General features: G+C 66.5%; 9 protein-coding genes. 3 read left to right on the top strand and 6 right to left on the bottom strand.

Going from position 1 to position 13,024, the window contains the following annotated elements; genetic code table 11:
* The first annotated feature begins 23 nt into the window (after positions 1-23).
* The 3 genes from NX778_RS03780 (at position 24) to NX778_RS03770 (ending at position 3,742) form a co-directional block, all read left to right on the top strand.
* Entirely contained in the window at positions 24-992 is a 969-nt protein-coding gene (locus NX778_RS03780) for an ROK family protein (protein WP_258810336.1), read from the top strand.
* Positions 986-1,765 (top strand): DeoR/GlpR family DNA-binding transcription regulator, encoded by a 780-nt coding sequence (locus NX778_RS03775; protein ID WP_258810335.1) that lies wholly within the window; start codon positions 986-988, stop codon positions 1,763-1,765. Before NX778_RS03780 ends, NX778_RS03775 begins: the two co-directional genes overlap by 7 nt.
* 300 nt (positions 1,766-2,065) lie before the next feature.
* Positions 2,066-3,742 (top strand): sodium:solute symporter family transporter, encoded by a 1,677-nt coding sequence (locus NX778_RS03770; protein WP_258810334.1) that lies wholly within the window; start codon positions 2,066-2,068, stop codon positions 3,740-3,742.
* 94 nt (positions 3,743-3,836) lie between these two features.
* Here the strand turns inward: NX778_RS03770 and NX778_RS03765 are convergent, their stop codons facing one another.
* The 6 genes from NX778_RS03765 to NX778_RS03740 form a co-directional block, all read right to left on the bottom strand.
* Positions 3,837-5,039, bottom strand: a complete 1,203-nt coding sequence (locus NX778_RS03765; RefSeq protein WP_258810333.1) for an AraC family transcriptional regulator — start codon at positions 5,037-5,039, stop codon at positions 3,837-3,839.
* A 296-nt stretch (positions 5,040-5,335) separates the two neighbouring features.
* Entirely contained in the window at positions 5,336-6,538 is a 1,203-nt protein-coding gene (locus tag NX778_RS03760; RefSeq protein ID WP_258810332.1) for an AraC family transcriptional regulator, read from the bottom strand.
* A gap of 87 nt (positions 6,539-6,625) precedes the next feature.
* Positions 6,626-8,791, bottom strand: coding sequence for a WD40/YVTN/BNR-like repeat-containing protein (locus tag NX778_RS03755; RefSeq protein WP_258810331.1), 2,166 nt, complete (start codon positions 8,789-8,791; stop codon positions 6,626-6,628).
* Between the two features lie 55 nt (positions 8,792-8,846).
* A complete protein-coding gene (locus tag NX778_RS03750) occupies positions 8,847-9,638 on the bottom strand; it encodes an SDR family NAD(P)-dependent oxidoreductase (protein WP_258810330.1) in 792 nt (263 codons plus the stop codon).
* A gap of 2 nt (positions 9,639-9,640) precedes the next feature.
* The gene (locus NX778_RS03745; protein ID WP_258810329.1) at positions 9,641-11,215 is read right to left on the bottom strand and encodes an aldehyde dehydrogenase (NADP(+)); all 1,575 of its coding nucleotides are present in this window, start codon (positions 11,213-11,215) and stop codon (positions 9,641-9,643) included.
* A 34-nt stretch (positions 11,216-11,249) separates the two neighbouring features.
* Positions 11,250-12,851, bottom strand: coding sequence for a GH39 family glycosyl hydrolase (locus NX778_RS03740; protein WP_258810328.1), 1,602 nt, complete (start codon positions 12,849-12,851; stop codon positions 11,250-11,252).
* Between the last annotated feature and the right edge of the window lie 173 nt (positions 12,852-13,024).

Below are 13,024 nucleotides of genomic sequence, written 5' to 3'. Positions count from 1 at the left end.
GCGAGGCGTCACCATCCACGCGTATGAAAACGCCTGACTTCTATTACGGCATCGACCTGGGCGGCACCAAGATCGAACTGGTGGCCTGCGATGCCAGCCTTGAAGTACGCTACCGCCGGCGCGTGTCGACACCGGTGCACGATTACCATGCGCTGGTGAACGCCATCGCCGGGCTGGTGCTCGACGCCGATGCCGCGCTGGGCTGCCGTGCCCCGCTCGGCGTCGGTGTGCCCGGTATCGTCGACAGCGCTACCGGCTATCACCTGTGCGCCAACGTCCCCTGCCTCACCGGCCGCACGCTCCTGCCTCTGCTGCACGCGCGCCTGGCCCGCCCAGTCACGCTCGGCAACGACTGCCAGTGCTTCGCCCTGTCCGAAGCCCACGGCGGCGCCGCCGACCAGGCGCCCAGCGCTTTCGGCCTGATTCTCGGCACCGGCGCCGGCGCCGGCTACGTCGTCGAGGGCCGCCTGGTGCGCGGGCTGCACGGCGCCGCCGGCGAATGGGGCCACTGGCCGCTCGACCCGGCCCTGCTGCGCTTCTACCGCCTGCCGATCCTGCCCTGCGCCTGCGGGCGCGAGGCCTGCCTCGAATGCTATGTCTCCGGCACCGGCCTGCGCGGCCTGCACGCCCAGATTTGCGGCGGTGCGGGCGACAGCGCCGAACAACTGGCGGCGCGGCGCGCCAGCAGCGACGCCCAGGCCAGGACGGTGTTCGAGGTGCACCTCGACTTGCTGGGCGCGGCGCTGGCGCGCATCGTGCTCGCCTACGACCCGCATGTGATCGTGCTGGGCGGCGGCCTGTCGCAGCTGCCGCATCTGTACAGCGGCCTGCCGGGCGCGATTCGTCCGCACCTGATTCCCGGCCTTGGCGTGCCGCCGATCCTGCCGCCGGTCTTCGGCGATGCCGGCGGCGCGCGCGGCGCGGCGCTGCTGGCGCGCCAGGCCCACACGGTGACCGCCTGCCATGCCGACGCCGCGGAGGCGCCGTGCTGAACGCCGGCCTGCGCCGCGAGCGCATCCTGCAAACCCTGGACGCGCAGGAGAAGGTGCGCGTCAAGCATCTGGCGCAGCGCCTGGGCGTGTCCGCCGGGACCATCCGCGGCGACCTGGAAGCGCTGGCGACGGCCGGGCTGCTGCTGCGCCAGCATGGCGGCGCCAGCCCCACCCAGCGCACGCCGCGGCCCGCACGCGCCCTGCGCCACGACCGCAAGCAGCGCATCGCCGACTGCGCCGCCGACTTGGTGCAGCCGGGCGACAAGCTGATTCTCGATGCGGGGGCCAGCACGCTGCAGCTCGCGCTCAACCTCGCGCGCTCGCTGGCGCAGCCATCGACGGCGCCGCGGCTGACCGTCTTCACCAGCAGCCTGCCGATCGCCAATGAACTGGCGTCCGTGCCGGACATGGAACTCATCCTGTCCGGCGGCGTGCTGCGCACCGATTCGCAATCGTTCCAGGGACCGCGCGCCGAAGCGAGCATGGATGCCTATGTATTCGACAAGCTGTTCCTGGCCGCCGCCGGCTTCGATCCCGAATTCGGCCTGTCCACCCATGACGATGCGGAAGCGCGCCTGAACCAGCGCATGGTCGCCCACGCACGCGAAGTGATCGTGCTCGCGGACGCCAAAACACTGGGCCAGACATGCCTGCACCGCATTTGCGCGCTGTCGCGCATCAGCACCGTGGTAACCGACGCCGGCATTGCGCCAGCCTTGCAGGCGGCACTGGAGCGACAGAAGGTCCGCGTCCTGATCGCGAAGGAGAACTGACATGGGCCGGCAAAAGTCGCAGGCATAACAGGCCGCCGTTACAAAATCCACCAACCCGGCGAATGATTCTTTCCAACGGCCCTTCCATGGCCTTTGCGTGCGCCGATATTGGGCAATAATGCCTCCGCAGCCGCCGGGTGTGCGAGCCTAATCCACTCCACCCGTCGGCAACGCACGCATAGTCAGCACGAAAATCCGGTTCCACAACGCTGCCGGCCCTGACTGATCGCGTCAAGAACAGGGCCCGGCGCAGCGCGCACGGTTGCCTGCATTGAGACAATTTTTCAACGTGAGCAATTCATGAGTACATTCTCGACTGTCGACCTGATCGTCTTCCTCTGTTATTTTTTGCTGGTGGCTGGCTATGGCCTGTGGGTCTACCGCCGCAAGCAAGCCGGTTCCGGCTCCGCCTCGCACGACTATTTCCTGGCCGAAGGCTCGCTGACCTGGTGGGCCATCGGCGCCTCGCTGATCGCGTCCAATATCTCCGCCGAGCAGTTCATCGGCATGAGCGGCTCCGGCTACCGCATCGGCATGGCCATCGCTGTGTATGAGCTGATGGCGGCCGCCACCCTGGTGATCGTCGCCGTCTTCTTCATGCCGGTCTACCTGAAGAACCGCATCTACACCATGCCGCAATTCCTCGAGCAACGCTACGGCAAGGCGGTGGCCACCACCATGGCGCTGTTCTGGCTCGGCCTGTACGTGGTGGTCAACCTGACCTCGATCCTGTACCTGGGCGCGCTGGCCATCAGCAGCCTGTCCGGCATCGCCCTGCTGCCCTGCATGCTGTTCCTGGCCGTGTTCGCCGCCATCATCACGCTGGGCGGCATGAAAGTGATCGGCTACACCGACGTGGTGCAGGTGACCTGCCTGGTCATCGGCGGCCTGGTCACCACCTGGCTGGCGCTCGACCTGGTCGCCAACCTGGGCGCCAGGCACGGCGCGCTGGCCGGCTTCTCGGAACTGTATGTGCGCGCCCACGACCACTTTGAAATGATCCTCAAGCGCGACAATCCGAACTATATGGACTTGCCCGGCCTGTCGGTCCTGCTGGGCGGCATGTGGATCGTCAACCTGAACTACTGGGGCTGCAACCAGTACATCACCCAGCGCGCGCTGGGCGCCGACCTGCCCACCGCGCGCAAGGGCCTGCTGTTCGCGGCCTTCCTGAAATTGCTGATGCCGGTAATCGTGGTGCTGCCAGGCATTGCCGCCTTCGCCCTCGACAAATCCGGCGCGCTGGGCGGCGCCATGTCCCAGGGCGGCGAGCTGAATCCGGACCGCGCCTACCCCATCCTGCTGAACCTGCTGCCATCGGGCCTGAAGGGCATCGCCTTCGCGGCGCTGACGGCGGCTGTGGTGGCCTCGCTGGCCGGCAAGGCCAACAGCATCGCCACCATCTTCACGCTGGACATCTACAAGAAGTCCTTCAACCCGGCCGCCGACGAGCAGCGCATGGTGTGGATCGGCCGCGTCGCGGTGGTGCTGTCGATGCTGCTGGCGGTGGTGATCGCGCCGATGATGGGCATCGACAAGAAAGGCGGCTTCCAGTACATCCAGGAATACACCGGCTTCGTCTCGCCCGGCATCCTGGCCATGTTCCTGCTGGGCTTCTTCTGGAAGAAAACCACGCCGGGCGCGGCCATGTTCGCCACCGTTGGCGGCCTGCTCGGCTCGATTGTGCTGAAGTTCCTGCCGCAGATGACGGACCTGTCCTTCCTGGAAGCGATCGGCTTCGCCAAGGCCAACGCCGCCGGCGTGGCCGAGATCCCCTTCCTCGACCGCATGTTCATCGTGTTCTTCGTGGTGGTGGCGGGCATGGTACTGATCAGCAAAATGGCGGAGGCCAAGCGCAGCGAGACGCTCAAGCCCTTGCATATCGACGCCTCGCTGTTCCGCGTCGACGGCGCCTTCGTGCTCGGCTCGGCCATCATCGGCGTGGTGCTGACGACGATCTACGGCCTGTGGTGGTAAGCGGCGGATAAGTGATGGCCCGGTCCAGCCGGGCCATAAAAAATCGGCGGGCCCGTGCTGGCGCCCGCCGATTTTTTTTGGGAACGGCGCCCGGTCAGGCGCAAGCCAGCTGCGCTTCGCTGCCGCCCAGCACGCGCTCGCGGTAGGCGCGCGGGGTGCAGCCCAGTTCACGCTTGAACACCAGGTGCATGTACTGGGGCGAGGTGAAGCCGCAATCGAGCGCCACGTCGGCAATGCTGCGCGAGGCGTCCTCCACGCCGGCCTTGGCCGCCTCCAGCTTGAAGCGCAGGATCGCGTCATGCACGCTGCAGCCCAGCTCCTGGCGGAAGTAGGTTTCCAGCGAGGAGCGCGACACGCCCACATATTCGGCCACCTGTTCGGTCTTGATGCCCTGGCGGGCGTACTGGCGGATAAAGTGCTGGGCCCGCATCACATGGGGATGCTTGACCGCCCGATGCTGGCTGGAGGCCAGCACATTGATGCCGGACGGCGGCACGTGGATGCGGGTCTCACCCAGGCGCACACCGTGCAGCATCTGGTCCAGCAGGTGGGCGGCGGTGCGTCCCATTTCCTGGGCGCCCTGGATCACCGAGCTGAGCGGAATACGGGTCAGCATGCGCACCATCGGATCGTTGTCGATGCCGATCAGCGCCACCTGCTCCGGCACCGCGATACCGGCAAGGGTGCAAGCCTGCAGCAGCTGGCGCGCGCGCGCATCGGTCACGGCAATGATGCCGACCGGCTTGGGCAGGCTGCGCAGCCAGGCGATCTGGCCCTGCACCGCCTCGTCCCACGAGGAGGCGGAGGTACCGCAGCCGCGGAAAATCTCGGCCTCCATCCGTTCTTCCTGCATCAGGCTGCGAAAGGCTTGTTCGCGCTCCTGGGCCCAGCGGTTGTGCTCGGTCTCAGGCAGGCTGAACAGGGCAAAGCGGTGCAGGCCGACATCGATCAGATGGTCGCGCGCCAGCTTGATCAGCTTGTAATTATCGGTTGCCACATAGGGCAGGCCTTGCGGGTACTGGGCCGGGTCGGCGTAGGAGCCGCCCACCGCCACCACCGGCAGCTGGCAGCGCGACAGCGCCGCCGCCACGGCGGGGTCGTCGAAGTCGGCAATAATGCCGTCGCCCTGCCAGTGCTCGATGCCATTCAGGCGCAGGCGAAAATCCTCTTCCAGAAATAAATCCCAGGCCGAGCGGGTACTGCCCAGGTAAGCGCCGATGCCGGCGATAATTTCACGATCAAAGCTCTTGTTCGCATTAAACAACAGCGCAATACGGTTTGCCTTGCTGGTTTTCATCGCGATTTGTCTCCGTTTTATCTTGAATGCTCTGTTTATGCTCCACAAGGGGAGCTGGCTCTCAGGCCAGATACGGGATGACATCGGGGATGGTGGTCTTGCAGCTATCCAGACAAAGCCGCCGGTCATTAAATCGAGATGAACGGCATTATCTGGTTCGACGCCCACGCCCCTCCGTTTTAAAATAACCCACGGATAAAGGATAGGCGGCATCGCGCCCACGGCACTAACGCCGGCGGCGCGATTTCTAGCAAAGTGCAGGAATTGCGATCAGTTCTGCAGGAAGTGCAAGTGGCTCAAACCGTGTCTTTGACGGTCTCGGCGGGGGAAGAAGCGGCAGGAGGTTGTTGGTTTGCAATAGTGCGGAAAGCTTTCGGCGTGCAGCAGTATTCTTCCTTGAACAGCTTATTAAAATACGATACGTTCGCGTAGCCTACAGAATAGGCGATTTCCGCCACCGTGGCACTGCTTTTTTCAGCCAATAACCTGGCGGCCTCGGTCAGCCGCAATTTATTCAGATAACTGGTGAATGTCATGTCCAATTCCGTTTTCAGGACTTCATTCACCTTATTCCGGTTGGCGCCTGTTTGATTCACCACGCATTCGAGATCGAGATCGGGATTCGTATAATTGGTCGCAATAAACCGCAATACCGAGGCTTTTTCCTTGTCCTTATAAGGCTCCAGGGTTAATTGCCGATAGGCCAGCAGCGGCAAATCTTTTTTCATTTTTAAATCCAGGGCGGCCGTCAGCGCGCGGGTATGGGCCAGGAAAAACCAGGTGGCAAAGCCGGCGCAGCTGGCCGCGATGGCCACGCCCAGCGCGATCAGGTAGCGGTAGTCGCGCCCATGCAGGGTCAGTTCGCTCACTTCCAGGTAGGAGTCGACATTGTGCGGGCTGGTGCCGCTGGTCCCGAACAGCACCTTTGCCACCTGGTCCAGCGTGTAGGACTGCCGCGACAGGTCGAGGTTCATCTGCACGAACCACCAGTCGGGCTGGGAAAACCGATTCAGGTCCAGCGAAACCGGCACGCCGCGCGGGGTGCAGGAAAAATAGGTGCCGGGCGAGCGGTAGGTGTGGAAATCGCCGACCCGCGAAAAATTCTTGTCGAAGGTGGACATCACCAGGAACATGGAGTTGGCCGGCGCACATTTGGCCAGGAAGCTCACCGTTTGATACTTCGACCAGTCCACGTGTACCAGCTTGCCCTTGCTGTCAACCAGCAGCAGCCCGGCGCCGGCATAGGGATAGCGACTCTGGTCGGTGATCCGAAAGTCGAAACGCAGGCGCTCGCGCGAGCTGTCATGCAGTCGCGAGGTCGAGGTGCCGCCGCTGTCGCCGTCGGAATAGGTGTTGTATTGCCAACGCGCGTCGGCGTCGTTCGCCGGCAGCAGGGACAGCGACAGAAAACTTTGATAGACCAGCACGCACGCCAGCAGCGCGTCGGCCACCACCAGGAAAATCAGCGCCAGCAGCGCTTTCTTGTAAAACTCTTGCATACGATACGGTCCCGAACTGTCTCGCGCGCCACGTATATTGACAGCTGCGATGCCCCATCATAACAGTTCCCTTTCGTCTCGCCACGCTCAGGGCTTCCCCACCGCGATGCCCCTGCCCGCCGTGCTCATGTAGACCACGCCAAAGGCATTGCTGTCGCCCACGACGAAGGCGCCGTCGCCCGGACCGCCGTACTGGTGGGCGTCGTCGTTCACGCGCAGCCAGCTGGCGCCGGCGTCGGTCGAGCGGAACACGCCGCGCACGCCGCCTACCGTGCCCCAAATGAACACGGTCGGATAGGCGGCGCCGCTGGCCGCCTTGCCAAAGCCCACGGCGCCGCAGTAGCCGACCCCGCCTACCTTGCTGAACTGGCGGCCCGCGCTGGTGCTGCGCGCCAGGCCGCTCTCGTTCAGCGCGACCCAGACATCGCCCGGGCGGCCTGGCGCGGCGCGGATCAGGCTGGCGCCGCCGCTGGCCAGCGTGTTGCGCTGGCTGAAGGAGCCGCCGCCATCGGTGCTGGCCCAAAAGCCGCCCGTGAGCGGGTCGTACACGTAAAAACGGCTGGCATCGACCGGATCGGCCAGCGGGCGCGCATTTTTCACGGCCAGCCCGGTCACCGCCGTCCAATGCGCGCCCCGGTCAGCCGAGCGATAACTTGTGCTGCTGTTTTCCGGGCTATGCAGCAGCACCGCGCCATCGGCCGACCAGGCCAGCTGGCCCTTGCCGGCCTTGCTGGCTGCCTGCGTCCAGCTGGCGCCGCCATCGGCCGACAGGTACAGCAGCCGGCCCACCCGCGCCACCATCCTGCTGTTGCGGTCGGCCACCGCCAGGCCGGTGGTCGTGCCCATTTCCGGTGTGTGGATCGGGCTGCCGTAGCTGGCGGTGTCGAGATGGCGGAGACCGTCGTAGTCGCCGATCGCCGACAGCAGCGCGCCGCCGGGAATGCTGGCGATGTTCAGCGGCACCGTCTCTTCCAGGCCCTTCACGGTGAAGGTCCAGGTGGCGGGCCTGGCCTCGATATCGGCGGTCCTGAACACGCCATTGCCCGAGCTGACCCAGACCGATCTCGCATCACGCGGATCGAACACCACGGTGCTGGCCCAGTGGATGGCCTTGCCCGCGATCCATGGCACGCCGCCGTTGTTTTGGGCGAAGCCGCGCGCGATCACATCGCTCCAGCTGGCGCCGCCATCGCTGGAGACAAAGATCCGGTCGCCGTTGGCCGTGCCCTGGCGCGCGTACAGGCTGATGGTCGACGCCACCAGGCGGCGGGGATTGGCCGGATCGACGCTGATGCCGCTGAACGCCGCCGTCACACCTGGCGGCGTGACATTGCTCCAGCGCCCGCTGGCGATGGCGTACTTCCAGATCTGGCCGCGGTCCATCGAGTCCGCCCGCAGCGGATGCGGCCCGGCGCCGTTGGCATAGCTGAGATACAGGTTGCCCTGTCCATCCAGCGCGGCGCGTTGCGGCATCAGGTCGCCCGGCGCGCCCGGCACCGCGCGAAAGGACGCGCCGCCGTCATCGCTGCGGTACAGGTTGGCTCCCGCCGATCCGTAGCGCGAAATGCCCACGAACAGGCGCTGCGCGGCGCCGCGCGCCACGCTGGACGGATCGGCGACGAGCAGGCAGATGCCGTTGCCGTCCGGGGTTGTGGTGACATCCAGCGCGCCCACCCTGCCCCAGCTGGCGCCGGCATCCCTGCTGCGGAACAGTCCATTCGCGCGCGTCCCCGCGTACAGCACCTGGCCCGAACCGGGATCGACCACCAGGCGTTCGCCATTCTGGCGGCCCATGCCGTTGCCATGGGTCTTGAACTGGGCGCTCACGTCGGTGACGGCAAAGCTCGCGCCGCCATCGTGCGAACGCAGGACCGCCGTCTTGCCGCCATTCAGATAGGCGGTTCCCGCCAGCAGATAGATATTCGCCGCGTTGGCGGGATCGACCGCCAGCGCATCGACGCCCAGGTAGCCGGCTTGCTCTTCCGGCAGCCAATCCAGCAGCGGCAGCCAGCGCCCGTGGGTCTCGTCCCAGCGGTAGGCGCCGCCGACGTCGGTGCGGGCGTACAGCGCGCCCGTCCCCGGCGGGCCGGGAACCAGGGCCGAGACGAAACCTCCGCCGCCCATGGCGACGCTGTCCCAGGTGTAAGTGGGAGGCGCCACCGGGGCGGGCGCCACGGCTGCCGGCGCGGCCAGCGCCAGCATGGCGACCAGGCCCGCGGCGCAGCGGCGCCAACCAAGACACAGCCACTTCATCGCCATGCGCCGCCAGGCAAGCCAAGCGCCACGGCAGGCGCCACATCCCGTTTGTTCAGGTCCATCCGGCGTCGACCACGAATTCCTGGGCGCTGCACATGGCGCTGTCGTCGGCGCCAAGATAGAGGCACATCGATGCGATGTGCTCGGGCAAGAGCTGGCCCGGCAGGCACTGGTTGCGTCCGATCTCCTCCAGCGCCGCCGCATCCACCCACATTTCCATCTGGCGCTGGGTCATGACCCAGCCCGGTGTGACGGTGTTGACTCGCACATTGTGCCGGCCCAGATCGCGCGCCAGCCCGCGTGTGAGCCCGTGCGCCGCCGCCTTGGCTGCCGCGTAAACGGGATAGCCCGCACCCTTGGCGTGCCAGGAGATCGAGCTGATGTTGATGATCGATCCGCCACCCTGCGCGATCATGCCCGGCGCCACCGACTGCACGGCGAAAAAAAGCGGGCGCTGGTTGATGGCGATGCGATCGTCGTAGTAGGACACGCTCACGTCTTCGATGCGGTGGCGCTGGTCGTTGGCGGCGTTATTGACCAGGATGTCGAAGGACCCGCCCAGTTCCCGCGCACTGCCTGCAATGGCCGCTTGCAGGGCGCCGACGTCGGTAATGTCGCAGCGCGTGAACAGCGGACGCGCGAAGCCTTCCTGCTCCACCGCCTCGCACAGCGCCGCACCGGCCTCACCGGCGATATCGACGAACGCCACCCGCGCACCCTGCTCCGCAAAGGCGCGCACGATGCAGGCGCCAATGCCGCTGGCGCCGCCCGTGACGAATACGCGCCGTCCCTGCAGGCTGGGATAAGCGGCTTTCCTGGTCTGTTTCACGATGACTTCGGTCATGCTCACTCCTGCGTCAGCAAGCCGTCGCGGCGGCGCCATACCTTGGCGGGATTGGCGTCGCGCAGCACTGGCGGCAGCAGCGGCTGCGGCAGGTCCTGGTAGCACACCGCGCGCAGGAAGCGGTGGATCGCCGCGCTGCCGACCGAAGTGCTGCGCCCGTCCGAGGTGGCCGGGAAAGGACCGCCGTGCACCATCGCATGCGCCACTTCGACGCCGGTCGGAAAGCCATTGGTGACAATGCGCCCGGCCTTGCGCTCCAGTACCGGCAGCAGCGCCTGCGCCGCGTCCATGTCGGCATCGTTCATGTGCAGGGTGGCGGTCAACTGGCCTTCCAGATGCTCGGCCACGCGCCGCATCTCATCCAGATCGCGGCAGGCGATCACCAGCGCGGCCGGGCCGAATACCTCGTCCGACAGCGACTCCTGTGCCAGGAAGCTGGCCGCGCCGGCACGGAACAGGGCCGGGCCGCCCTGGCAGCCGGTGTGGGCGGTCGAGACCAGGGTGCTGACCTCGGACTGGGCCGCCAGCGCCTGCACGCCGCGCTGATAGCTGGCCGCGATCCCCGCCGTCAGCATGGTGCCGGCGGCAGAGCCTCCCAGGGCCTGCGCGGCGGCGGCGCAGAAGCGGTCCAGCGCCGGCCCTTCCAGCCCCAGCACCAGGCCGGGATTGGTGCAGAACTGGCCCACGCCCAAGGTCAGCGAGGCGGCAAAGCCGGCCGCCAGCGCGTCGTGGCGGGCCGCCAGTGCGGCCGGCAGCAGGAACACCGGGTTGATGCTGCTCATTTCCGCATACACGGGAATCGGCTGGCGGCGCGCGGCGGCGGTCGCCATCAGCGACGTGCCGCCCGCCCGCGAGCCGGTAAAGCCGACCGCCTGGATGGCCGGGTGGCGCACCAGCGCCTGTCCGATATGGGAACCGGAACCCGGCAGCAGGGAAAACACGCCGGGCGGCAGGCCGCAGCCCTGGACCGCCGCCACCACCGCATGGGCCACCAGTTCCGAGGTGCCGGGATGGGCCGAGTGCGCCTTCACCACCACCGGGCAGCCGGCCGCCAGCGCCGAGGCGGTGTCGCCGCCCGCCACCGAGAACGCCAGCGGGAAGTTGGAGGCGCCGAACACCGCCACCGGCCCCACGCCGATCAGGCGGTAGCGCAGGTCGGCGCGCGGCAGCGGCGCGCGCTGCGGCATGGCGGGGTCGATGCGCGGATCGCACCAGGACCCTTCGCGCAGCAGGCCCGCAAACAGCTTGAGCTGGTTGCAGGTGCGGGCCCGTTCCCCTTCCAGCCGCGCGCGCGGCAGGCCGGTTTCCGCCATGGCGCGCTCGATCAGCTCGTCGCCCAGGTCGAGGATATTGCCGGCGATGGCTTCCAGCAGCGTGGCGCGCTGCGCGTCGCTGCTGGCGCGGAAGGCGTCGAAGGCGGCGCCGGCCAGGACGCAGGCTTGATTGACCTGTTCTTCGCTGACGCTGTGGAACGGCGGTTCAATGTGCTCGCCGCGCTGGGGGTCGAAGGCGCGGAAGGAATCGCCGGCGCCGCGTACCGGCTGGCCGCCGATCAGGGCTTGTCCAAGAAGTTTCATATTGCTCTTATCTTTGCAAATCGGGTTTCGTGTACTACTTGCCAACGCGCTGCAGGGTGACCAGCGCGATGTCGTTGCTGTGCATGGGAACGCGCACGCTGGCCGTGCCGCCCGCCCCGACCTTGAGCACGCGCGCGGTCTCCGGCGCATCCGTCGTCAGGGCCTGCAGGCGGGCCAGCTGTTCCAGCGTCAGCGCCTTGGGCGCGCCCATCTCGATATAGGCCGAGTAAGCGTCGTTGGCGCGGTAGCCGGTGCGGCGCAGCTGCATCCGGTAAGTGCCCGGTCGCAGATGGCGCAGCTGCAGCGCCACCGGCGCCGAAGGCACGGACGGTTGCAGGCGGCTATAGAACGAGCGGTTGCTCAGCTTCTGCTCCGGCTGCTGGAAGTCCCATACCAGCGCGCTGACCGTGCCGCCGCCGTACGCCGCCATGGCTTGGCCGTCCGCCAGCGGGATCGCCTTGCCCTGCAGCGCATGCAGGTATTTGTAGGCGAAATAGGCAGGCTTGCGAATGCCCTCGCGGTTCAGCAGGCCGAAGCCGCCGTGGAACGGCGTGTCCGGCGGTCCCGGCTCTTCGAACAGGTCGGTGTAGGCCCAGTAGCTCATGCCTTGCACCAGCCCTTGCGTGGCCTTCAGCTTGCTCAGGATGTAGGGCGCGCTGATGTACGAATCGTGCACCAGGTCGCGCGGGGTGTAGCTGGTGCTCCACTCGGTGAAGTACAGCGGCAGCTGGGGGAAGGCCGAGGCGGAGATCTGCTCGCGCACGCGCCGCACGTCGCCGATGATGGCGTCCGGGGACGGCGACAGCTTGGTGTCCTCCTTGCCCTTTTCGTCGAGGAAGCCGCCATCCACGCCATAGGTGTGGGTGGTAACAAAGTCGACCCCGGCGCCGCTCTTGGCCACATGGGCCAGGAATTCCGGCACCCAGGCCGCGCCCGCGGTGGAAGGTCCGCCCACTTTCAGCTGCGGGTCGACGGCCTTGATGGCGCGGGCGGTGTCGTCATACAGGGCCAGGTAGTCTTCCAGCTTGCCACCTTCGAAGAAGCCGGCCAGGTTCGGTTCGTTCCACACTTCGAAGAACCAGTTGCGCACCTCGGCCGGGCCGTAGCGCGCTTCCAGGTGCTGCATGAAGGCGCCCACCAGGTCCTTCCACGCCTGCTGTTTGGGAATCGAGGTATTGCCCTGCCAGTAGAAGATCTTCTGGCCGGAGGTGGCCAGCGCCTGGGGCGTGAAACCCAGCTCCACGAAGGGACGGATGTGGCGGGCCAGCATGGCATCGTACAGGGCGTCGATACCGCTCCAGTCGTAGACGATCTTGCCGTCGACTTCCCGCACCGTCTTGAGCACGTCATGGAAAATGTCGTGGAAGCGCAGGTAGCGGAAGCCCAGTTCGTCGACCGTGGTCTTGAGCTGGGCCATGCTGTCGTCGCGGCGCAAGGTGCCCGGAAAGTCCGAGCCGACCGACAGGTCGAAGAAGCGGTCCAGCGGCTGCTCGGCGCGCGCCGTGTCGACGATGATCTGGCGCGGAACTTCAGCTGCAGACGCGGCGGCGTGGCCGGCGGCAGGCGTCTGTGCCAGCCACAGCCCGGCCAGCGTGGCCAGCATCGTGCGCCGGAAATGCGGTGGGAAATGCGTCATGCAAGGGGTCTCCTGAGGTGTCTTCGGCGCATGCTATCACCGCATTTTCCGCTTGAGACCTGCACAGCCGTCACTTGCTACTAATCATGTGCGTGATTGGTGATTTTCATAATTGCCGCGCCAGAGGGGGCTGCGCACAATACCTCACACTCGACAACAATACGTCCACTTTC

The sequence above is a fragment of the Massilia terrae genome (assembly GCF_024753145.1).
Lineage (GTDB): Bacteria > Pseudomonadota > Gammaproteobacteria > Burkholderiales > Burkholderiaceae_D > Telluria > Telluria terrae.
This window is presented reverse-complemented; position numbering and strand designations above follow the sequence as displayed.

What these genes read in the sequence shown, in the direction of transcription:
- NX778_RS03750 (WP_258810330.1), bottom strand. Translation starts at nt 9,638, where the DNA reads ATGACCGAAGTCATCGTGAAACAGACCAGGAAAGCCGCTTATCCCAGC.
- NX778_RS03745 (WP_258810329.1), bottom strand. Translation starts at nt 11,215, where the DNA reads ATGAAACTTCTTGGACAAGCCCTGATCGGCGGCCAGCCGGTACGCGGC.
- NX778_RS03765 (WP_258810333.1), bottom strand. Translation starts at nt 5,039, where the DNA reads ATGAAAACCAGCAAGGCAAACCGTATTGCGCTGTTGTTTAATGCGAAC.
- NX778_RS03740 (WP_258810328.1), bottom strand. Translation starts at nt 12,851, where the DNA reads ATGACGCATTTCCCACCGCATTTCCGGCGCACGATGCTGGCCACGCTG.
- NX778_RS03780 (WP_258810336.1), top strand. Translation starts at nt 24, where the DNA reads ATGAAAACGCCTGACTTCTATTACGGCATCGACCTGGGCGGCACCAAG.
- NX778_RS03770 (WP_258810334.1), top strand. Translation starts at nt 2,066, where the DNA reads ATGAGTACATTCTCGACTGTCGACCTGATCGTCTTCCTCTGTTATTTT.
- NX778_RS03755 (WP_258810331.1), bottom strand. Translation starts at nt 8,791, where the DNA reads ATGAAGTGGCTGTGTCTTGGTTGGCGCCGCTGCGCCGCGGGCCTGGTC.
- NX778_RS03760 (WP_258810332.1), bottom strand. Translation starts at nt 6,538, where the DNA reads ATGCAAGAGTTTTACAAGAAAGCGCTGCTGGCGCTGATTTTCCTGGTG.